Source organism: Streptomyces sp. NPDC127129, from assembly GCF_042671585.1.
Lineage (GTDB): Bacteria > Actinomycetota > Actinomycetes > Streptomycetales > Streptomycetaceae > Streptomyces.
On the sequence record NZ_JBHXTV010000021.1, the window covers coordinates 90,626 to 111,552 of the forward strand.

The 20,927-nt window shown below is 72.7% G+C and carries 22 protein-coding genes; 10 read left to right on the forward strand and 12 right to left on the reverse strand.

The features are described 5' to 3' along the window. Positions 1-380 precede the first annotated feature (380 nt). Positions 381-1,418, forward strand: a complete 1,038-nt coding sequence (locus tag ACFVGW_RS32105) for a phosphatase PAP2 family protein (protein WP_385854412.1) — start codon at positions 381-383, stop codon at positions 1,416-1,418. Between the two features lie 71 nt (positions 1,419-1,489). On the opposite strand, the gene ACFVGW_RS32110 is transcribed toward ACFVGW_RS32105, so the two are convergent. Further along, on the reverse strand, positions 1,490-1,693 hold the full coding sequence (locus ACFVGW_RS32110; protein WP_383226307.1) for an I78 family peptidase inhibitor: 204 nt from the start codon (positions 1,691-1,693) through the stop codon (positions 1,490-1,492). Positions 1,694-2,022: 329 nt separating this feature from the next. Here ACFVGW_RS32110 and ctaD point away from each other — a divergent pair, with 329 nt between their 5' ends. Beyond that, entirely contained in the window at positions 2,023-3,726 is a 1,704-nt protein-coding gene (gene ctaD, locus ACFVGW_RS32115) for a cytochrome c oxidase subunit I (protein ID WP_385854413.1), read from the forward strand. Here the strand turns inward: ctaD and ACFVGW_RS32120 are convergent. The 4 genes from ACFVGW_RS32120 to ACFVGW_RS32135 all read right to left on the reverse strand — a co-directional run bounded on the left by ACFVGW_RS32120 (position 3,674) and on the right by ACFVGW_RS32135 (position 7,809). Further along, positions 3,674-4,642, reverse strand: coding sequence for a helix-turn-helix transcriptional regulator (locus tag ACFVGW_RS32120; RefSeq protein ID WP_385854414.1), 969 nt, complete (start codon positions 4,640-4,642; stop codon positions 3,674-3,676). The genes ctaD and ACFVGW_RS32120 overlap by 53 nt on opposite strands. Positions 4,643-4,689: 47 nt before the next feature. Next, positions 4,690-5,967 carry a glycosyltransferase gene (locus ACFVGW_RS32125; protein WP_385854415.1) on the reverse strand — a complete coding sequence of 426 codons (1,278 nt, stop codon included), beginning with the start codon at positions 5,965-5,967 and terminating at the stop codon, positions 4,690-4,692. A gap of 83 nt (positions 5,968-6,050) precedes the next feature. Further along, positions 6,051-7,340 (reverse strand): ABC transporter substrate-binding protein, encoded by a 1,290-nt coding sequence (locus ACFVGW_RS32130; protein WP_385854416.1) that lies wholly within the window; start codon positions 7,338-7,340, stop codon positions 6,051-6,053. Further along, the gene (locus ACFVGW_RS32135; RefSeq protein WP_385854417.1) at positions 7,318-7,809 is read right to left on the reverse strand and encodes a hypothetical protein; all 492 of its coding nucleotides are present in this window, start codon (positions 7,807-7,809) and stop codon (positions 7,318-7,320) included. The genes ACFVGW_RS32130 and ACFVGW_RS32135 overlap by 23 nt, the downstream gene beginning before the upstream one ends. Positions 7,810-7,957: 148 nt before the next feature. Here ACFVGW_RS32135 and ACFVGW_RS32140 point away from each other — a divergent pair, with 148 nt between their 5' ends. Genes ACFVGW_RS32140 through ACFVGW_RS32150 form a run of 3 tightly spaced genes read left to right on the forward strand, consistent with a single transcriptional unit; the run spans position 7,958 to position 11,606 of the window. Beyond that, a complete protein-coding gene (locus ACFVGW_RS32140) occupies positions 7,958-8,356 on the forward strand; it encodes a hypothetical protein (protein WP_385854418.1) in 399 nt (132 codons plus the stop codon). After that, positions 8,344-10,950, forward strand: coding sequence for an ATP-binding cassette domain-containing protein (locus ACFVGW_RS32145; protein WP_385854419.1), 2,607 nt, complete (start codon positions 8,344-8,346; stop codon positions 10,948-10,950). The genes ACFVGW_RS32140 and ACFVGW_RS32145 overlap by 13 nt, the downstream gene beginning before the upstream one ends. Further along, the gene (locus ACFVGW_RS32150) at positions 10,947-11,606 is read left to right on the forward strand and encodes an ATP-binding cassette domain-containing protein (protein ID WP_383296530.1); all 660 of its coding nucleotides are present in this window, start codon (positions 10,947-10,949) and stop codon (positions 11,604-11,606) included. Before ACFVGW_RS32145 ends, ACFVGW_RS32150 begins: the two co-directional genes overlap by 4 nt. Here ACFVGW_RS32150 and ACFVGW_RS32155 read toward each other — a convergent pair. Continuing rightward, entirely contained in the window at positions 11,590-12,162 is a 573-nt protein-coding gene (locus tag ACFVGW_RS32155; RefSeq protein WP_385854420.1) for a transglycosylase family protein, read from the reverse strand. The two genes, ACFVGW_RS32150 and ACFVGW_RS32155, sit on opposite strands and share 17 nt — an antisense overlap. A gap of 194 nt (positions 12,163-12,356) precedes the next feature. Between ACFVGW_RS32155 and ACFVGW_RS32160 the strand changes: the two genes are divergently transcribed. Next, on the forward strand, positions 12,357-13,139 hold the full coding sequence (locus ACFVGW_RS32160) for a hypothetical protein (RefSeq protein WP_383226320.1): 783 nt from the start codon (positions 12,357-12,359) through the stop codon (positions 13,137-13,139). A gap of 179 nt (positions 13,140-13,318) precedes the next feature. Beyond that, complete coding sequence (locus tag ACFVGW_RS32165) at positions 13,319-13,594, forward strand: hypothetical protein (protein ID WP_385854421.1); 276 nt, start codon at positions 13,319-13,321, stop codon at positions 13,592-13,594. Between the two features lie 108 nt (positions 13,595-13,702). On the opposite strand, the gene der is transcribed toward ACFVGW_RS32165, so the two are convergent. From der to aroH, 5 genes are all read right to left on the reverse strand, one after another. After that, complete coding sequence (gene der / locus ACFVGW_RS32170) at positions 13,703-15,151, reverse strand: ribosome biogenesis GTPase Der (protein ID WP_383226324.1); 1,449 nt, start codon at positions 15,149-15,151, stop codon at positions 13,703-13,705. 70 nt (positions 15,152-15,221) lie between these two features. Beyond that, a complete protein-coding gene (locus ACFVGW_RS32175) occupies positions 15,222-15,809 on the reverse strand; it encodes a lysophospholipid acyltransferase family protein (RefSeq protein ID WP_383226383.1) in 588 nt (195 codons plus the stop codon). Positions 15,810-15,862: 53 nt separating this feature from the next. Beyond that, the gene (gene cmk, locus ACFVGW_RS32180; protein ID WP_352191647.1) at positions 15,863-16,549 is read right to left on the reverse strand and encodes a (d)CMP kinase; all 687 of its coding nucleotides are present in this window, start codon (positions 16,547-16,549) and stop codon (positions 15,863-15,865) included. A 126-nt stretch (positions 16,550-16,675) separates the two neighbouring features. Then, positions 16,676-17,764: a prephenate dehydrogenase gene (locus ACFVGW_RS32185; protein WP_383226326.1), complete on the reverse strand. Its 1,089-nt coding sequence runs from the start codon at positions 17,762-17,764 to the stop codon at positions 16,676-16,678. Next, positions 17,761-18,123: a chorismate mutase gene (gene aroH / locus ACFVGW_RS32190; RefSeq protein WP_383179229.1), complete on the reverse strand. Its 363-nt coding sequence runs from the start codon at positions 18,121-18,123 to the stop codon at positions 17,761-17,763. The genes ACFVGW_RS32185 and aroH overlap by 4 nt, the downstream gene beginning before the upstream one ends. 293 nt (positions 18,124-18,416) lie before the next feature. Between aroH and ACFVGW_RS32195 the strand changes: the two genes are divergently transcribed. The 3 genes from ACFVGW_RS32195 to ACFVGW_RS32205 all read left to right on the forward strand — a co-directional run bounded on the left by ACFVGW_RS32195 (position 18,417) and on the right by ACFVGW_RS32205 (position 20,168). Continuing rightward, positions 18,417-18,752 (forward strand): DUF952 domain-containing protein, encoded by a 336-nt coding sequence (locus ACFVGW_RS32195; RefSeq protein WP_385854422.1) that lies wholly within the window; start codon positions 18,417-18,419, stop codon positions 18,750-18,752. 224 nt (positions 18,753-18,976) lie between these two features. Further along, positions 18,977-19,468 (forward strand): Rieske (2Fe-2S) protein, encoded by a 492-nt coding sequence (locus ACFVGW_RS32200; protein WP_385854423.1) that lies wholly within the window; start codon positions 18,977-18,979, stop codon positions 19,466-19,468. Positions 19,469-19,478: 10 nt separating this feature from the next. Then, the gene (locus ACFVGW_RS32205; RefSeq protein ID WP_385854424.1) at positions 19,479-20,168 is read left to right on the forward strand and encodes a DNA polymerase beta superfamily protein; all 690 of its coding nucleotides are present in this window, start codon (positions 19,479-19,481) and stop codon (positions 20,166-20,168) included. Here the strand turns inward: ACFVGW_RS32205 and ACFVGW_RS32210 are convergent. After that, positions 20,154-20,918 carry a DNA polymerase beta superfamily protein gene (locus ACFVGW_RS32210; RefSeq protein ID WP_385854425.1) on the reverse strand — a complete coding sequence of 255 codons (765 nt, stop codon included), beginning with the start codon at positions 20,916-20,918 and terminating at the stop codon, positions 20,154-20,156. The genes ACFVGW_RS32205 and ACFVGW_RS32210 overlap by 15 nt on opposite strands. Positions 20,919-20,927: the final 9 nt, after the last annotated feature.

Genomic DNA, 20,927 nt, shown 5'->3' on the forward strand with positions numbered 1-20,927 from the left:
CGCTCGGCGGGCACCGGCCGGGGTTCGGGTTCCCGGGGCGGCCCGGCATCGACGGGCGAGTGAGCCGTCAGCGTACGCGAGTTCAAGGCCCGAGCGCGTGGTGCAGCTCTCACCCCGGCGGACCGCCGGGTGTGGCGTACGCCACTCCGCCTGCCCAGCGCGCCTCCTCGAATTCCGGCCGCACAACCGTTTGACGCATTTCCCCGACGTGCAAACAGGCTTCCGGAAAGTCACCCTCCGGCAATAGGGCGGAAGGTCATCGGATTCTCCGACAGACGCCAGGAATAAACCCCGGTCTGAGACCTACTCCACATCACATCGTCATCACGAAGACACCGGATCGACCAAGGTCGACACTCACTCCCTGTAACGTCGATTGGGTGCGTACCGACATCTTTGCCCGGCTGGACCGGGAGCCGGAACCGCCGAAGATAGAGGTCCCGCGGATGACCCGCACGCGTCTCGCCCTCTTCGGCGGGACGCTGGCGTTCTATCTCGCCATCGTCGTGGCCGTGCTGCTCTCGACGTGGCTGGTGACCCTCGACTGGAAGATCATGCTCTTCCGGCCCTATCAGCAGTGGCCGGACCTGCACGCCTTCCTCGACTACTACGTCGTCCTCGGCCAGCGCGGTCCCACCGCCGTGATGGTGGCGGCCTGGCTGGGCTGGCGCTCCTGGCGCCAGCACACCCTGCGACCGCTGCTCACCCTCGGCGCCGCGCTCCTCCTGCTCAACGTCACGGTCGGCGCGGTCAAGCTCGGCCTCGGCCGCCTCGGTCCCCACTACGCGACGCAGATCGGCTCTGCCGAGCTCTTCGCCGGCGGCGATATATTTCCGTCCGGCCACACCGCGAACGCCGTCGTGACCTGGGGAATCCTGGCGTATCTGGCGACCACCCCGCGGGCCCGGCGCTATCTGTCGGCCCTCTCGGCCGTGGTCGCGCTGGGCGTCGGCCTGACCACCGTCTACATCGGTACGCACTGGCTGAGCGATGTGCTGCTCGGCTGGGCGGCGGGGCTGCTCATCCTGCTGGCCCTGCCCTGGTGCGAGCCGCTGATCAGCCGCGTGGAGGCCATGGTCCTCAGCGCGCGCGACCGGCTGCGCGAGCAGCTCCGGGCCCGCCGCAGGCTGGTCCCGTCGCTGCCCGTCGCGACCGGTGGGCCGCGTCCGGCGATGTACCCGCCGCGCCCCACGGCGGCCGAGGAGCCGGTCCGGGAGGTCATCGGCGCCCGCAGCGGGCGGGCCGCCGCCGCGCGCGGCGAAGGCCGGCTCACCCCGCCGCTCACCGCCCCGCGTCCGCACACGGCGCACGCCGGACACGGAGGGCACACCGGGCACGCCCCACGCTCGGAGCGGACCCCGGTCACCCCGGCCGGCAGCCGCCGTCCGCCGCACTCGCGGCCGCTCACCGGCGGCTGAGAGCGCACGACCCCACGACGAAGGGCCCCGGCCACGGCCGGGGCCCTTCGCGCTGGTGCGGGGGTCCGCCGCTAGCCGAGCCAGCAGCGCGTGACGGAGCCGTCCGTCACCTCGAAGTTGATCCGGCCCTCCAGGTATTCCATCGTGATGATCGAGCCCGGGGGCAGGGAACGGACCACGTCCCAGCCGTGCTCGCGGGCGAGCAGTTCGGCGCGCTCCTGGTCGAGCCCCACATAGTCTTCGGGCGGTACGGGGAACCTCGGCTTCGGTGTCATGTGCCTCACGTTAGTCCCTTACCGGTCACGCTTGTGTCACAGCTTCTCGACATATGTTTGACACGAGCGCCGTCACCCGAAAGGGCAGTTTCCAGCCGTTTCCCCGGTAATTCAAGGGCCGTTCGGACAGTTCGTCCGAGGGGTTCCGGAATTCCGTTCCACGCCCTGGTCTGGGAAATTCGGGGACGAACGACGACCTCACGGTGTTCACGTTTTCCCCGCATGACGCGCACACGCTCGGCCGACCGGAGCAGTGCGCCCGGCCGCCTCCCGTGTCCCCGCCCCCGGTGCGCGCATCATGTCCGGACGATTCGGAACCGGAGGCATCGATGGGCATCGACACCGCGGACGCGGCCGTCGAATCACCTCGGGAACGGCATGGGCGGGTCCTGATCGACTGGCTCACCACGACCGACCACAAGAAGATCGGCCACCTCTACCTGGTCACGTCGTTCCTCTTCTTCCTGGCCGCCGGCGTGATGGCGATGCTGATGCGGGCCGAGCTGGCCCGCCCCGGAACCCAGCTGCTCGACAACCAGCAGTTCAACCAGGCGTTCACGCTGCACGGCACGATCATGCTGCTGCTCTTCGCGACGCCGACCTTCGCCGGCTTCGCCAACGAGCTGGTGCCGCTCCAGATCGGCGCCCCCGACGTCGCCTTCCCGCGGCTGAACATGTTCTCGTACTGGCTGTTCCTCTTCGGCGGCCTGATGGTGGTCGGCTCGCTGCTCGTGCCGAGCGGGCCCGCCGCCTTCGGCTGGACCGCCTACGCCCCGCTCAACAGCCTGGAGCGATCCCCCGGCATCGGCCCCGATCTGTGGATCATGGGGCTCGCGCTTTCGGGCTTCGGGACGATCCTCACCTCGGTGAACTTCCTGGCGACGATCGTCGGGATGCGGGCGCCCGGTATGACGATGTTCCGGATGCCGATCTTCACCTGGAACATCCTCTTCACCACGATCCTGGTCCTGATGGCCTTCCCGGTCCTGGCCGCGGCGCTGCTCGTCCTGGAGTCGGACCGACGCTTCGGCTCGCTGGTGTTCCAGCCGGAGAACGGCGGGGCGCTGCTGTGGCAGCACCTCTTCTGGTTCTTCGGGCATCCCGAGGTCTACATCATCGCGCTGCCGTTCTTCGGCATCATCAGCGAGATCATCCCGGTCTTCGCCCGCAAGCCGATCTTCGGCTACACGACCCTCATCGCCGCCACCATGGCGATCACCGGACTCTCGGTGGTGGTGTGGGCGCACCACATGTTCGCCACCGGGGCGGTCCTGCTGCCCTTCTTCTCCCTGCTGTCGTTCCTGATCGCCGTGCCGACCGGGGTGAAGTTCTTCAACTGGACCGGCACGATGCTCAAGGGCTCGCTCTCGTTCGAGACGCCGATGCTCTGGTCGATCGGCTTTCTGGTGTCCTTCCTCTTCGGCGGGCTGACCGGCGTCATCCTCGCCTCGCCGCCGATGGACTTCGCGGTCACCGACTCGTACTTCGTCGTCGCCCATTTCCACTACACGGTCTTCGGAACGGTCGTCTTCGCGACGTTCGCCGGTTTCACCTTCTGGTGGCCCAAGTTCACCGGCCGCATGCTCGACGAGCGCCTGGGCAAGATCCATTTCTGGACGCTGTTCGTCGGTTTCCACCTGACGTTCCTCGTGCAGCACTGGCTCGGCGCGGAGGGCATGCCGCGGCGGTACGCGGACTATCTGGAGGCCGACGGGTTCACCGCGCTCAACACGGTCTCGTCCATCGGCGCGTTCCTGCTCGGCGCCTCCACGCTGCCCTTCCTGTACAACGTCTGGCGCACCGCCAGATACGCGGAGAAGGTCGAGGTGGACGACCCGTGGGGGTTCGGCCGCTCCCTGGAGTGGGCGACGTCCTGTCCGCCGCCCCGCCACAACTTCGACGCCGTTCCGAGGATCCGCTCCGAGGCCCCGGCCTTCGACCTGCACCACCCGGAGTTCATGGCCTACGAGCGGATGCGGCTCACCGCTCCGAGCGCTCCACGGCGCGAGAGAGCCGGTCCCTCAGAACCCTGACCCGGTCTTCGAGCTCCTTCGGGGCGACGACCTCGAACTCGAGCCCCAGCATCAGGACGTGGACGACCATGCCCTGCAGGCTGCCGGCCCCGGCGCGCAGCAGACAGGTGCCGTCGCCGTCCGGCTCCAGGACGCCGTCCATGGGGCCGACGACCGAGGCGGCCTCGGCGAGCGGGACGTGCAGCCGGATCGTCGCCTCGGCCGCGTAGGCCGCCCCGGACACGCCCTTGGCGACATAGGCGGCCAGGTCGTCGGCGGGCGGCTCGCGGGGCGGGAAGCGGGGTCCGTGCGGCGGCTTCGGTTCGATCCGGTCGACCCGGAACGTACGCCAGTCGGCACGGTCGACGTCCCAGGCGACCAGGTACCAGCGGCGTTCGGTGCACACCAGCCGGTGCGGTTCGACGGTGCGGCGGGTCGTGGCGCCGGCGTGGTCGCGGTACTCGAAGCGGAGCCGCTCGCTGTCCCGGCAGGCGTTCGCGAGCTCGGTCAGAACCGCCGGATCGACCTGGGTGGCCGGGGTGCGCAGCATCGGCACGGTGAAGGCGTTGAGGGTGCTGACCCGGCGCCGCAGCCGTCCGGGCAGCACCTGCTCCAGTTTCGCCAGGGCGCGTACGGAGGTCTCGCCGATGCCCTCGACGCCCTGCCCGGCGGCGGTGCGCAGCCCGACCGCGACGGCGACGGCCTCGTCGTCGTCGAGGAGCAGCGGCGGCAGCTCGGCGCCGGCGCCGAGCTGGTACCCGCCGCCCGTGCCGGGGCTGGCGTTGACCGGGTAGCCGAGCTCGCGCAGCCGGTCCACGTCCCGCCGTACGGTCCGGGTGGTGACGCCGAGCCGTTCCGCGAGGTCGGTGCCCGACCACTCGCGATGGGCCTGCAGCAGCGAGAGCAGGCGGAGGAGTCGTGCGGAGGTCTCCAGCATGGGTCCGAGTCTGCCAGCCGTCGCGGACAGCTACTGTCCTCGACGGCTCAGCGGAAGCGGCGGACGAGGACTCCGATCCGGCGCTTGAGCTCGTATCCGGCGTCGACCACGGTGCCGACCGCGCGGTGGCGGGTCTCGCGGAACGCGCCATGGGTACGGCCGCTCGCGCCCCGGGCGACCAGCTCCGTCCAGATCTCCTCGTGGCGGGCCGCGATCCGGGCCGGGTCGAAGCGTTCCGAGGCGGTGAGGGCGGCCCGCGCGGTCTTGGCGCGCAGTTCGTCGTCCTCGACGAGGTCGAGCAGGGCACGGGCCACCGCGGAGACGTCGTCGACGGGCACGAGGCGGCCGTCGACCCGGTCCTCGATGATCTCGCGGGGGCCGTTGGGGCAGTCGGTGGAGACGACGGGCAGACCGCACCGCATCGCCTCGACGATCGTCATGCCGAAGGACTCGCGCCGCGAGGTGACGGCGGCGATCGAGCCCTTGGCCCATTCCGGCTCCATCGGGTTGGCCGTGCCCATGAGGAAGACGTTCCCGCCGAGTCCGAGCTTCTCGATCTGCCGGGCCAGCGCCTGCTTCACATTGCCGAAGTGGTCGCCGGTGCCGTAGATCCGCAGCTTCCAGTCCGGGTGGGCTGCCGCCACCTCGGCGAAGGCGGCGACCAGCACGTCGTACCGCTTGACCGGTGTGAGCCGCCCCGCGGCGACGACGACCTTCGAGGCGGGGTCGGCGGGCGGCATGCTCGGCGCGGGCACGCTGTTGGGCACCGCGTCGATCCGTACGCCGGGCAGCCGCAGCCGGGTGCGGTACGACCGGGCGTCGGCCTCGGTGACCGTGGTGACGGCGTCGAGGACCGTGTACCGGTGCGCGATCTCACGGCGCAGCCGGTAGGTGTGGCCGTCCAGGATCAGGTGCTCCTGGCCGACGAGGACCGGGCCGCGGCGGGTCTGCCGCGCGAGGTGGACGTTGAGGCCGGGGCGGGTGGAGACCACCACGTCGGCCTCGACCGACGCCAGATGGGCGCCGATCCGGGCGTCGGTCAGCGCGCTGTACTGCTTCCACCGGCCGTCGCCGCGCGGAAAGACCCGGGCGGGCCGGGAGATGTCCGGGTGGGCGCCGTCGTAGTCGGCGCTGTCCTTGCGCAGGTCGACGAGGTGACGCAGGGTCACGCCTGCGGGGACGCCCAGGACCGGCTCGTTCCGGTGCCGGAAGACGGAGACGATCTCGACCTCGTGCCGCTCGGCGAGGGCCTGGGCCAGGGTGAACGTCGTCCGGATGGTTCCGCCGATGTGGAAGGCGTTGTGAAGCAGGAACGAGATGCGCATCGGACTGGTGGTTCCCCCGGATCAAGTGGTGCGGTCCCTGGCGACTTTACGCGCCGGACAGGCCCGGTTCACGTCCGGTGCGCTCAGGGCCGGTAGCCGAGTTGGGGGACGACGGCGCAGTTCTTGGTCATGTCGCCCTGGCCGACCCAGCCCCGTCCGTCCTGCCAACGGGCCACGGAGAGACAGGTGTCACGGGTCTTCGGCGGCTCGGCGAGCTTCTCGAACCGGACGGGCAGCAGCAGGCCGCGGGCCGTGTACGGCTCCGGCCGGTTCATGAACTCCTCGACGCAGGCGCGGGTGAGCCGGTCCCCGCAGGACAGCGCCGCGTCCGTGAACCACATGGCGGCGGCCCAGCCCTCCAACTGCCACTGGGAGAGCGGCCGGTCGCCCATCGCCGTGCGGAACTCCCGTACCGCCGCGTGTCCGGTGTCCTCGTAGTTGCGGCTGGAGCCGGTGACGAAGAGCGAGGCCCGGCAGCCGGGGGTCCCGGCGTAGTCGCGCGGCACGGTCGAGGACCAGTTCTGCACGTTGGTCACCTTGGCGGTGACCTTGACGCCCAGCGCCTCCATCGCCTCGCAGAGCCGGACGTTGCCGTGGGTGTCCATGGCGTCGAAGACGAGGTCGGCGCCCTGGGCCCGCAGATCGGCCGCGACGGCGCGGAAGTTGGGCAGGGCGAAGTCGACCTGCTCCTCGACGACCCGGTACCCCTCGGCCCGCAGCCCGTCGGCGATCAGCCGGGCGTACGCGGTGGAGGCGGCCTGGTTGTAGGCGACGACGGCGGCGGTACGGGCGCCGTGTTCGCGCTTGAACCAGCGGTAGACCTCGGTCCCGCCGTACAGGACCCCGTCCCAGCCGGGCGTCTTCCCGGTGCGCGGGGCGAGGCTGCCGTAGATCCCGTACAGATGCGGATAGGTGTCGTACGCCGGGGTGAGCGGCTGGCCCCCGATGTCGGGGACGCCGGCCTTGGCGACGAGCGGGGCTCCCGCGTAGTCGAGGGCGGTGGTGGCGACGAGCGCGAACACCTTCCGTTCGTCGATCAGCTTGTGCACGCACTCGTTGTTGCCGACGCCACTGCCGCCGTCGTCGCAGGTGACGACCTCGACCCGGCGGCCGTTGATTCCGCCGCGGGCGTTGAGGGCGTCGAACCAGGCCCTGGCGCCGTCGCGCGGGCCTGAGAACGCGTCACCGCCGACGGGGCTGGTGGCGCTGGTGATGATGCCGATCCGGAGCGGCTCACCGCCGGAGGGGACAGTGGCGGTGGGCCGCGTCTCGAACGCACGCTCCGGGATCCGGCTGCCGCACGCCGCGGTCAGGCCGAGCAGCGCGGCGAGGAGCAGCGCGCCTGCCGTCTCAGCACCCCTGAACCGTCGCACCGCTGAGCTGCGCCAGGCCGCAGAGGGTCTTCACGGACACCTTCCAGGTGCCGTCCTGGAGTACGGAGGAGCCCTTGGAGTCGGCCAGGGCCGGGGCACCGGAGACGAGCAGGTCGTAGGTCACGTTCGCGTCGTTCGGCGAGGTGAACTCGATCGTCTTGACCTTCGCCGTGGCCGCGGCGGCGGCCTGGTTGGTGAGGAGCGCCTCCAGGGCCGGCCGCATCTGCTCGCCGTTCTCCAGCAGCTCCGCGCGCTCCGACGCCGGGGTGTCGGGGTCGAAGAAGTCGGTCCAGTTCTGGGTGATCTCCGCCCGGGCGGCGGCCGGGTCGGCCGGTGCGGTCGCGGCCGGTTCGGTGGTCGTGGCGGAGTCCGAGCCACCGCCGTCGTCCCCACAGGCCGCGAGGACCGGCCCCAGCACGAGGACCGAGGCGGCCGTCAGGGCCGCGATACGAGAGCGTGAGCGTCCCACTCGTCGCTTGAGAACCATCTGGCTCACCACCGGGTGTCCGTCGGGGCCGGGCGCCCTGATGATTCCAGGGTGGGCCGATTAAGGGCATAGTGCAAGGAACAAGGACATCAAGGGCGAGTCGCTCGTGGGGCGGAGGCGAGGAGGTCCCGTGCCGACATCCCGGGTACTGCTGTGGGCCGGTCTCGCCGCGGCCGCCGGCGGCGCGGTGCTCTGCGTCCTGGGGTGGTACGGGATCTCCGGCGAGCGGTTCGCCGAACGGCAGCTGCCCTACCTCGCGTCGTGCACGGTGCCGGGGGCGGCGCTGATCGTCGCCGGGGCCGTGCTGGTCGGGGCGGCGGGCCGGGTGCCGGTACGCAGGACGGCGCCGCCCGCCGAGGCCGTCGAGGACACGGCCCCGCCGTCGTCCGATGAGCCACCGGTCCGGGTACCGGGCGGGACCCTCGCCCACCGGCCCGACTGCCCGCTCGTGGCGGGCCGGACGGACGCCGAACCGGCCGGGGACGCGGAGCTCGGCCCGTGTCCGGTGTGTGAGCCGTGGCCTCGCTGACGTACGACCTCACGCTCGCCGGACTCGCGGTCGGCAGCGCCGCCGCGCTCACCGGCATCGGACTGATCGTCACCTACCGCGCGACGGGCGTGCTGAACCTGGCGCACGGGGCGATCGCCATGGTCTGCGCGTACGTGCTGCGGCAGCTGGTGGTCGAGTGGGGCTGGCCGCTGTCCCTCGGCGCGCTGGTGACGCTGCTCGTGGTCGCGCCCGGCATCGGCCTGGTCCTCGACCGGGCGGTGTTCCGGCCGCTGGCGCTCCTCGGCTCCAGCCCGGCGCAGACCCTGGTGGCCTCCATCGGTGTCTTCGTGCTCCTGGTGGGCGGTGCGGCGCTCGTGTGGGGCACCGGTGCGCGGGCGGACGCGCCGGTGCTGCTGGGCGACGACCCGTGGACGCAGCTCGCGGCGGTGGTGCTGCTGGCCGTCGCGGTGGGGGCGGTGACCCGGTGGACGCGGTTCGGGCGCGAACTGCGGGCGGTGGTGGACAACCGGCCGCTGGCGATGCTGGGCGGGATCGACGCGGACCGCGTCTCGGCGGCGGGATGGGCGTTCGGCGCGTTCACGGCGGGTCTGACGGGGGTGCTGCTGGCCCCGTACGTACGGCTCGACCCGTACGGGATGCCGCTTCTCGTCGTCGAGGTGATCGCGGTCGCGGTGGTGGCCCGGATGCGGAGCCTGCCGGTCGCGATCGTGACGGCTCTCGCGCTGGGCGTGGCGCAGGCGCAGCTGACCCGGCTCCACCCGGAGGGGTGGGCGGGGCCGCTGGTGCAGGCGGTGGGGGCGAATCTCTTCGTGCTCGCGCTGCTGGTGGCCGCGCTGGTCCTGCCGGGGGTCGGCGGCCGCGGCCAGGACGCGCTGCCCCCGCCGGCCGTCGCCCCCCGGACGCCGCCGGGCGTCTGGTTCACGGTCGGGGCGCTCTTCCTGCTCCCGGTGGGCTTCGCGGGTACGGACCTGCACACGGCGATCCAGGTCCCGGCGCTCGCGATCGTGCTCCTGTCGCTGGTGGTGGTGACGGGCCGGGGCGGGCAGATCGCGCTCGGCCAGGCGGCGTACGCGGGCCTGGGGGCGCTCTTCACGGCGCTGCTCGCGGCGGGCGGCCTGCCGGAGCTGCTCGCGCTCGCGCTCGCGGTGCTGATCGTGGCCCCGCTGGGCCTGGTGACGGGGTGGCCGGCGATCCGCCGCCACGGCCTGGCCCTGGCGCTCGCGACGCTGGCGGTCGGGGTGACGGTGAGCCGGTTCGTCTTCGCCCAGCCGTACGCGACGGCCGGCCTGGAGCTCGGGCGCCCGGCGGGCTTCGCCGACGACCGCCGCTACTACGCCCTGGAGCTCGTGGTCCTGGCCTGCTGCCTCGTCCTGGTCGGGGCCCTGCGCCGGGGCCGCACGGGCCGGGCGCTCGCCGCCCTGCGCGACCACGAGGGCGGTGCGGAGGCGTCCGGGGTGCGGGTGGGCCTGCTGAAGATCCTTGCCTTCGTCCTGGGCGCGGCCCTGGCGGCCCTGGGCGGCGGCCTCCTCGGCATGGGACTGCGCGCCTTCGACCCGGAGGCGTACGACCCGGTCCGCGGGCTCCTCTGGTTCGCCGCGGTCGTCGTCCTGGGCGCCGACAGCCTCCTCTCCCCGCTGGCCGCGGCGGCCCTGCTGGTCGGACTGGACGCGGGCACGAGGGGCGGCGTGGCGGCGGCCGCGATCGGCGTCCTGGCGGCTCTGACGGGCCGGATCCCGCCCCTGACGTCCTGGCTGCCGGCCAGGACCCCACCCCCCGCGGCCGCCGACGGCGGACGACCTCCCCCGGGTGGACCCGCACCTCTTTCGACAACCGGTACGCGCGAGCGACGCGGGACGGGGGTCCCCCCAGGCGGAGCTCCGGGGGAAGGCGGGAAGCCCAGCGCGGCCGGAGACCGGGCACACCCCCACCGCCGCGCACCGGTCCCCGGACCCGCACCCACCCCGCCCGCACGGCTCCGCGCCCACCACCTCACGCTCACCTATCCCGGCGGCCTCACCGCCCTCAGCGATGTCACGCTCGCCCTCACCCCGGGCCGGGTCACCGCCCTGGTCGGCCCCAACGGCGCCGGCAAGAGCACCCTCTTCGACTGCCTCGCCGGCACCCTGCGCCCCACCGGTGGCCGCGTCACGCTCGACGGCGCCGACATCACCCCACGTCCCGCCCACGCCCGCACCCGGCTCGGCGTCGCCCGTTCCTTCCAGCAGCTCGCGGTCTTCCCGTCCCTCACGGTCGAGGACAACGTCCGGCTCGGCGCCGAACAGGGCCGTCACCGCTCCTCCGCACAGACCGAACAGGCCCTCCGCCTCCTCGGCCTCTCCGGCTCCGTCCGCCACCACCCCGCCGCCGGCCTCCCCACCGGCACCCTCCGCCGTGTCGAGCTGGCCCGCGCCCTCGCCGGCGGCCCCCACACCCTGCTCCTGGACGAACCCTCGGCCGGCCTGGACGCCGAGGAGACCGACGCCCTCGCCCGGATCCTCGCCGCCCTCGCCGCCGACGGCCTCACCGTCCTCCTCGTCGAGCACGACCCGGATCTCGTCGCCGGAATCGCCCACACCGTGCACACCATGGAGGGAGGCCGGATCGTGTCATGAGCACCGAGATCGCCCTGCGCGCCGCCCGCGTCCGCTACGGCCCCCTGGAGGCCCTGCACGGCCTCGACCTGCCCGTCCCGGCCGCGACCGTCACCGTCCTCGTCGGCCGCAACGGCTCCGGCCGCACCACCGCCCTGCGCGCCCTCGCCGGCACCGTTCCCCTCGCCTCCGGCCGGGTCCTGTGGCGCGGCGCCGACGTGACCCGCCTCCACGCCCACGCCCGTGCGCGGCGCGGACTCTGCCTCGTACCGGATCTGCGGGCGGTGTACGCGACGCTCACGGTCGCCGAGAACCTGGACCTGGCCCCCGGGGACCGGGAGCGGGCGCTGGCGGCGTACCCCGAGCTGCTCCCTCTGCTCGCGCGCCCCGCCGGCACGCTCTCCGGCGGGGAGCGCCGGATGCTCGCGCTCTCCCGGGCCCTGGTGACCCCCGCCCGCGTGGTCCTGGTCGACGAGCCGTCCCTCGGCATGTCCCCCGCGGTGTCCGCGCGTACCTACCGGCTGCTCGCCGCCCTCGCACGCCCGGGCGGCGCCGCCGTCGTGCTCGCCGAGCAGCGGCCCCCGCCCGGGCTGCCGTCAGGCACGCTGCTGCACGAACTGCGCCGGGGCTCCCTCGCGTTCAGCGGGGAGGCCGCCGAGTTCACCGCAGGGCGCTGAGCGGTGCGATCCGCAGCATCGTTCCGACGAGGAGCCGGTTCGGGTCCGCCCCGACGACGCTGCGGTTCGCCTTGTACAGCGCCTGCCAGCCGCCCGCGATCCTGAACCGTCGGGCGATCGAGCTGAGGGTGTCGCCCGGCTGGACCACGTGCGCCCGCCCGCTCAGCCCGTACCGCTTGGAGCAGACCGGCCAGGCCCCCCACCCCTGGGTGCGCAGGACCTCCTCCGCGATCGTGATCTGCTGCTGACGGGTCGCCAGGTCGGCCCGTTTCGCGTACCGCAGTCCGCCGTGCCCCTCCCAGGTCGGCTGCCAGAACTGCAGCCCGCCGTAGTAGCCGTTGCCGGTGTTGATGTGCCAGCGGCCGCCGCTCTCGCACTCGGCGACGCAGCCCCACGGCCACTGGTCCTTGGCGCAGGCGTACGCGGGGACCCCGGCGGGGGCGGGGACCCGGGCGGCGGACAGGTGCGGGGCTGCCTGTGCCTGGGCCGGCGCGGGGACGAGGGCCATCAGCGCCGCGGCGGACGCACCGGCCGCCCACAATCTGATCTTCGACATCGCGGCAGGCTAGGCAGTGGAGAGGCCCTCAGGTCCCGTGCCGCGCGGGAGGACGCGCATCACCCACCCGGTCGGAGTCACACAAGTTGCCGCACCCGGACGCGTGACCCCGGCCGAGCCTTCCCCGTTGAACTCGGCATGAGACGAGCCGGGAACCGCCCGGCGTCGCACGCACCGAGTCCAGGGAGTCCCCCGTGCCGCGCATGCTCGACGTCAGCGAGGACGTACGCGCCGAGATCGGCGACGAAGAAGCCGACCGGCTGCTGGCCGGCGACAACGCCCCGGGCAGCTACGACTGCACCTCCTGCCGCACGCCGGGCGACTCCGAGCAGGAGCGCACGAGCACGGTGCTGTTCGTCGGCGAGGAGACCGCCGTCCTGGCGTTCGCCCACGCCAGCTGCATCCCGTCCCAGGTGGTGAAGGTCGCCGAGGAGCAGCTCCAGGGCGCCGTCCGCTCCATCGCGGCCACCGACGCGGCTGACGAGCTCAGCGCCGCCCACCCCGAGCAGGCGGTCCTGGGGGTCACCAGCGGGCTCGTCCTGATCGAGGGCGAGCTGCACCCGGCCCTGGTCGTCGAACCGACCGCGCCGGTCGCCCGGCCGGGCACCGACGGGCTGAGCGACGAGTTCCTGCCGCTCCTGATCGAGCAGGGCTTCCAGCCGATCTCCGACGTGAACCAGAAGCCGGGCACCCTCCCCGGCTGGTCCGTGCTGGTCGCCATGGGCCAGCTGCACTCCGTGCTCCAGCCGGGCACGGGCGGCACCGGCCAGGCCGCCTGGTGGCAGGCGCACCAGCCGCTCCAGGTCACCGAGGGGTGGCGCGCGGCGGCCAACAAGTCGCACACCGTCCTGGTCTTCGCCGCCCCCGTCGGATCGATCGGCCAGCAGCCGCGCGAGGACCTGCTGCGGGACGCCCTGGAGAAGGCCGCGGCGAACGGGCGCCTGGTCGCCGCCGCGATGCCGCTGGCCGGCACGTGACGGAGCACGGGCGGACGGGCATAGGACCGGCGTGGGTCCCCGTGGGTCCGACCGTGCCCAGGCCCCGGCGGCCGTCTCTTTCGGAGAGCCGCCCGCATCCGACGGAGGGCGGGGTCGTTGGCACATACGTGCACACATACGACCCACCCCGCCAGCCCTATCCGAGTCAGATCCCGTCCATGCGCCCGGCGCAGGACGTCACGGCAGGCCAGTCGGCCACGCCGATCTACGACGCTCTGTACTCGGAGTACCGCCGGTCCTTCCGCACGCTGCCGGGTGACCGCAGCGGCGAGGAGGATCTCGGCTTCCGGGCCTTCGGGACGCCGGTGAGCGGGGGGTTCTACGGGAGCCACGGACACCGGCCCGCCGCGCATCCGGTGGCGTGGTCGGCGCAGCACCACGTCCCGGCCGCGCTTCCGGCGGCCCTCCCGCCGGGCCCTCGCAGGGGCCTGTAGGGGCCGGCGGATCCCGGGAGTCTCCCGGAGGAGCGCACGTGCGGCGGAGGGCCGGGGCACATCGCCCCGGCCCTCCGCCGTACTCGTGCCACGGCACTCACGCCATGGCTACTTCTTGCGGCCGCGCTTCTCGCGGACCCGCACCGAGATGTGGATCGGCGTGCCCTCGAAGCCGAACTCCTCCCGCAGGCGGCGCTCGACGAAGCGGCGGTAGCCCGCCTCCAGGAATCCGGAGGCGAAGAGCACGAACCGGGGCGGCTTGGTGCCCGCCTGCGTACCGAACAGGATGCGGGGCTGCTTGCCGCCGCGGATCGGGTGCGGGTGGGCGGCGACCAGCTCGCCGAGGAAGGCGTTCAGCCGGCCGGTGGGGACGCGGGTCTCCCAGCCGGCGAGGGCGGTCTCGATGGCCGGGACGAGCTTGTCCATGTGGCGGCCCGTCTTGGCGGAGACGTTGACCCGGGGCGCCCAGGCGACCTGCTGCATCTCGGTCTCGATCTCGCGCTCCAGGTAGTAGCGCCGCTCCTCGTCGAGCTCGTCCCACTTGTTGTAGGCGATGACGAGCGCGCGGCCGGACTCGACCGCCATCGTGATGATGCGCTGGTCCTGGACCGAGATGTTGTCCGTGGTGTCGATCAGGACGACGGCGACCTCGGCCTTCTCGACCGCGGCGGCGGTCCGCAGGGAGGCGTAGTAGTCGGCGCCCTCCTGGAGGTGGACCTTCTTGCGGATACCGGCGGTGTCCACGAACTTCCAGGTCTTGCCACCGAGCTCGATCAGCTCGTCGACCGGGTCGCGGGTGGTGCCGGCGAGCTCGTTGACGACGACGCGGTCCTCGTTGGCGACCTTGTTCAGGAGCGAGGACTTGCCGACGTTCGGGCGGCCGATGAGGGCGATCCGGCGGGGGCCGCCGATCGCGTTGCCGAAGGTCTGCGCGGGGGCCTCGGGCAGGGCCTCCAGGACGGCGTCCAGCATGTCGCCCGTACCGCGGCCGTGCAGCGAGGAGACCGGGTAGGGCTCGCCGAGGCCCAGGGACCACAGGGCGGTGGCGTCGGCCTCGCCGGAGGGGCCGTCGACCTTGTTGGCGCAGAGGACGACGGGCTTGCCGGCGCGGCGCAGCAGCTTGACGACGGCCTCGTCGGTGTCGGTGGCGCCCACGGTGGCGTCCACGACGAAGACACAGGCGTCCGCGGCCTCGATGGCGTACTCGGCCTGGGCGGCGACGGAGGCGTCGATGCCGAGGACGTCCTGCTCCCAGCCGCCGGTGTCGACGACCTTGAAGCGGCGGCCCGCCCACTCGGCCTCGTAGGTCACGCGGTCGCGGGTGACGCCGGGCTTGTCCTCGACGACGGCCTCGCGGCGGCCGATGATCCGGTTCACCAGGGTCGACTTGCCGACATTGGGGCGGCCGACGACGGCGAGGACGGGGAGCGGGCCGTGCCCGGCCTCCTCGATCGCGCCTTCGACCTCCTCGACGTCGAAGCCCTCTCCCGCGGCGAGCTCCATGAACTCCGCGTACTCGGCGTCGCCAAGTGCCCCGTGGTCGTGCTGGTCGTTCATGAAGTCCGTTCCTTGATCATTCGTGGTCGGTGGGTCCCCGAGCCCCGGGGCCCACTACTCAGAGTCTCGCTCAGCGCCCGGTGAGGCGCCTGGCGTCCTTCAGGTGGCCGGTCAGCCGCTCCTGAATACGTACGGTGGCGTCGTCCAACGCCTTGCGGGTCCGCCGTCCGCTGCCGTCCCCGGCCTCGAACGCGTCACCGAAGACGACGTCGACACGGCTGCGCAGCGGGGGCAGTGCCTTGACCAACCGTCCGCGGCGCTCGGAACTTCCCAGGACGGCCACCGGAACGATGGGCGCCCCGCTGCGGACGGCGAAGTAGGCGAGGCCGGCGCGCAGGGAGGCGAAGTCGCCCTCGCCACGGGTGCCCTCGGGGAAGATCCCGAGGACGCCACCCTGCTCGAGGACGCTCAGCGCGTTGCCTATCGCGCCGCGGTCGGCCGTGGACCGGTCGACCTTGAGCTGCCCGATGCCCTCCAGGAAGGGTCCGAGCGGCCCGACGAACGCTTCCTTCTTGATCAGGAAGTGCACCGGCCGGGGGGCCGTGCCCATGAGCATGGGGCCGTCGATGTTGTGCGCGTGGTTGACGGCGAAGATGACGGGTCCGGCGGCCGGTACGCGCCAGGCGCCGAGGACGCGCGGTCTCCACAGGCCGTACATCAGCCCGATGCCGATACCCCGCCCGACCGCGGCGCCCCTCAGGGAGGGCTGTGTCACTGCGCGGCCGCCCTCTTCTCCTCCACCAGCGTCACGACGCACTCGATGACCTGGTCGAGCGTCAGCTCGGTGGTGTCGACCTCGACCGCGTCGCCGGCCTTGGCGAGCGGGGAGGTCTTACGGCTGGAGTCGGCCGCGTCCCGCTTGATCAGGGCCTGCTGGGTGGCGGCCACGTCGACGCCCTTGAGCTCGCCGGAGCGGCGGGCGGCGCGGGCCTCGGGAGAGGCGGTGAGGAAGATCTTGAGGTCGGCGTCGGGGAGGACCGTGGTGCCGATGTCGCGGCCCTCGACGACGATGCCGCCCTTGGCCTCCTTGGCGATCGACCGCTGCAGTTCGGTGATCCGCGCCCGGACCTCGGGGACGGCGCTGACGGCGCTGACCTTGGAGGTGACCTCTTCGGTACGGATCGGCCCGGCGGCGTCGGCACCGTCGACGGTGATCGTCGGCCGGGCCGGGTCGGTGCCGGAGACGATGAACGGCTTGGCGGCGGCGTTGGCGACGGCCTCGGCGTCACCGGTGTCGACGCCGTTGCTGATCATCCACCAGGTGATCGCCCGGTACTGCGCACCGGTGTCCAGGTAGCTCAGCCCCAGCTTGGCGGCAACCGCCTTCGAGGTGCTCGACTTGCCCGTGCCGGAGGGCCCGTCGATGGCGACGATCACGGTTTCCACGGTGGGGAACACCTTCCTGGGATGAGCGGGTGCGGCCTCGCGGACATGCGCGGCCCCCACAAGGTTACCGAGTCCCGGGAACCCGTTCGGCCGAGCGGTCGCGGACGGCCCCGGACAAGAGGCCGCCCCGGCCGTCCGTCACCCCTGCCTGAGCGCCCAGCCCCGTTCCCTCAGGGCGGCGCCGAGCGTGGGGGCCGCCGCGGGCTCGACCATGAGCTGGACGTGACCCGCCTGCTGGCCCGTCGCGTGCTCGATGCGGACGTCCTCGATGTTGACGCCCGCCCGGCCCGCGTCCGCGAAGATGCGGGCCAGCTCGCCGGGCTGGTCGCTGATGAGGACGGCGACCGTCTCGTACTGCGCCGGCGCCGCGCCGTGCTTGCCGGGGACCCGTGCGCGCCCGGCGTTGCCGCGGCGCAGGACGTCCTCGACGCCGCTCGTGCCCTCGCGGCGCTTCTCCTCGTCCGTGGACTGGAGCGAGCGCAGTGCCCGGACCGTCTCGTCCAGGTCCGCCGCCACCCCGGAGAGGACGTCGGCGACCGGGCCGGGGTTCGCGGACAGGATGTCGACCCACATGCGCGGGTCGGAGGCGGCGATCCGCGTGACGTCCCGGATGCCCTGCCCACAGAGCCGTACCGCCGTCTCGTCCGCCTCCTCCAGGCGGGCGGCGACCATCGAGGAGACGAGCTGCGGGGTGTGCGAGACGAGCGCGACCGCGCGGTCGTGGGCGTCCGCGTCCATGACGACCGGGACGGCGCGGCAGAGCGCGACCAGCTCCAGGGCCAGGTTGAGGACCTCGGTGTCGGTGTCGCGGGTCGGGGTGAGGACCCAGGGCCGTCCCTCGAAGAGGTCGGCGCTCCCCGCCAGCGGGCCGGAGCGCTCCTTGCCGGACATCGGGTGCGTCCCGATGTAGGCGGTGAGGTCGAGCCCCAGCTCCTCCAGCTCCCGCTTCGGGCCGCCCTTGACGCTCGCCACGTCCAGGTAGCCGCGTGCGGCCCGCTCCCGCATGGCGGCTGCCAGGGTGGCGGCGACGTGCGCCGGGGGTACGGCGACGATCGCGAGGTCGACGGGCCCCTCCGGCGCCTCGTCCGTGCCGGCGCCGAGCGCCGCCGCCGTTCGCGCGCGGGCCGGGTCGTGGTCGCGGAGGTGGACGGCGATGCCGCGCCCCGCGAGCGCGAGCGCGGCCGAGGTGCCGATCAGGCCGGTTCCGATGACGAGCGCGGTTCTCACTGGGCGATGTCCTTGCGCAGGGCGGCCGCGGCACCGAGGTACACGTGCGCGATCGCGGACTTGGGCAGCTCCGACTCGACGTGGGCGAGGAGGCGTACGACCCGCGGCATGGCGCCCTCGATGTCCAGCTCCTGCGCGCAGATCAGCGGCACGTCGACGATGCCGATGCGGCGGGCGGCCGCGGCCGGGAAGTCGCTGTGCAGATCGGGCGTGGCCGTGAACCAGATGCTGATCAGGTCGTCGGCGGTGAGCCCGTTGCGCTCCAGGACGGCGGTGAGCAGCTCCTCGACCTGCTCACTCATGTGTCCGGCCTCGTCCCGTTCCAGCTGGACGGCGCCTCGGACCGCTCGTACCGCCACGTCGTGCTCCTTACCTGACCTGCGTAACCCTGCGAGAGTGCTCCGATCAGCCTAGTCAGCCCGGCGGACACGCCGTCGCGGCGACCGCCCTCCGAGACGAGGAAGCCGCGGTTCCGGCCGCTGCCCGGTGCACCACCGCCCGGGCCGCGGCCGCCCGGGAGGCTGCCGAGATCGTTTCCTGTCGTCGTCCTGCCCTTTCGTCCGGCGCGAAACACGGCCAATGTCACCCAGACCGGACAGCTGTGCCACTCGGCGTAGTCGGAGGTGCGGACGGGCGCGATACAACTGTCGGCATGCTGCTGCACGTCGTACCGCTGGACGAATGGTCCGCCGATCCCGATCGCCCCTACGCCCCGCCCTCGCTGGCCTCCGAGGGCTTCGTCCACTGCTCGCCGGACGAGACGGCGGCCCTGACGATCGCGGACGCCCACTACCGGGACGCGCACGGTCCGCTCCTCGTCCTGGTCATCGACGAGTCCCTGCTGAGCGCCGAGGTCCGCTGGGAAGGCTCGGAGGACGCCCTCTTCCCGCACGTCTACGGCCCCGTCGAGCGGGCGGCCGTCACGGCGGTCCACGAGGTGCGCCGCGACTCCGACGGCCGAGCCAGGGAGCTGACCCCCTGGGTCTAGGGCCTCTCGTTTGGATCTTGCCGGGCTCGCGTGCCCTGGTGCCGCGCCTCGCCGCGTTGTCGTCGGTCGGCATGGCTCCGCCATGCCTCCCTCCTCCGCCTTGCGATCCACGGCACCAGACCCCGCTCACTGATCCGGCCTGATCCAAACGACAGACCCTAGGACGCAACACGCCCTCGGCGTGTTGTGGACCCCGGCCCGGGCGCACGACCAAGCTGTACGGCATGACTCCTGACACCACGCCCCGCCGTACCGTGCTGATGGCCGGTGCGGGCTCCGTCGCCGCCCTGGCCACCGGCTGCGGCTCCGACGGCGACACGGACAGCGGTACGACCGCCAGTCCGACGGCCCCGGGCACGGACACCACCCCCGCGCCGACCACGACGCCGCCGGAGGAGCCCACCGGGTCTCCGGCCTCGTCGCCGGCCGGGAACGCGCTCGCGCAGACGTCCGACATCCCGGTCGGCGGCGGCACGATCTTCAAGGAGGAGAAGGTCGTCGTCACCCAGCCGACCGCGGACGACTTCAAGGCGTTCTCGGCGATCTGCACGCACCAGGGCTGCATCGTCGCCAAGGTCGAGAACGGCACGATCGACTGCGCGTGCCACGGTTCCAAGTTCCGCATCACGGACGGCTCGGTGGTCAACGGACCGGCCACACGCCCGCTCCCGGCCGAGGAGATCACCGTGTCGGGAGACTCCATCACCCTCGCGTAGCCTGGCCCGCATGACTGCGGCAGACCTGGTGCGCGACCACACGATCTACTCCTGCGTCATGGGGTCGCGCGCCTTCGGTCTGGAGACCGAGGACAGCGACACCGACCGCCGGGGCGTCTTCCTCGCCCCGACCCCGCTCTTCTGGCGCTTCGACAAGCCGCCGGCGCACGTGGAGGGTCCCGCGGAGGAGCAGTTCAACTGGGAGCTGGAACGCTTCTGCGAGCTGGCGCTGCGCGCGAATCCGAACGTCCTGGAGTGTCTGCACTCCCCCGTGGTCGAGCACATCGACGAGACCGGCCGCGAACTGGTCGCGCTGCGCGAGGCGTTCCTCTCCCGCCAGGCGCACCAGACCTTCGTCCGGTACGCCGGCGGGCAGCGCAGGAAGCTCGACACGGACGTCCGCCAGTACGGTCACCCGCGCTGGAAGCACGCGATGCATCTGCTGCGGCTGCTGATGAGCTGCCGCGATCTGCTGCGCACCGGCGAGCTGACCATCCATGTCGGCACCGACCGCGACCGCCTGCTGGCGGTGAAGCGCGGGGAGGTCCCGTGGACGGAGGTCGAGTCCTGGATGACCCGCCTCACCGAGGAGGCCGACGCGGCGGCCACCCGCTCCCCCCTCCCGGCCGCCCCGGACCACGCGCGCGTGGAGGACTTCCTGATCCGCGCGCGCCACGCCTCGGCTCTACGCTCCCTCTAGCCGAAGCCGCACGACGAAGTCGTGCAGCGCGTCGAGCGCCCCCGTGGCCTCCGCGCCGAGCGCCGTCGCGGTCTGCGCGGCGTCCAGGACGCCGTGCAGCGCCTCCACGTCGTCCCGTACGCGCGCCAGGTCGACCTGCGCCGGTCCGTGCTCGGCCGCCGCCTTCGCCTCGATCAGCTCCGCCACGTACGCGGGTGCCTCGGCGACCTCCCCGAGGAGCGTGGGGAGATGGGCCTGGATCTCGCCGGAGCGCATCAGGTGGATGCCGGTGAGCAGAGCCCGGACGGTGTAGAGCAGCGGCTTCAGTTCCTCCGTCTTCTCGAACAGGCGCCACTGTGTCCCGGCGAACCCCCGGTAGTGGTGCGCGTGGTGGCCGGTGAGCACGCGCGGCGCCAGGGAGATCAGCTCGGCGTGGGCGTCGGAGGTGTGCACGACGAGCGGGGAGAGCAGCTGCTCCAGCACGTAGCCGTTGCGCCGCAGCATCAGCCGGACGAACTTCCGCACGTCGTGCGTGACCAGGTCCATCTCCACGCCGTCCCGGTCCCACATACGGCTGCGCGTCTCCTCGGGCTCGCGGAGCCCGATCAGGCTCTCCACCGGCAGCCTGTGCGCGCCGCGCAGGTCCACGTCGGAGTCCCGGGACGGGAACCCGTAGAGATGGGCGCCCGAGACGGTGGCGAAGACCAAGGGATCGGGCTGCTCGGCGACGACGGCGGAGAGGTCGACTTCGGGTACCAGGGTGACGGTCATGGCGTCAGC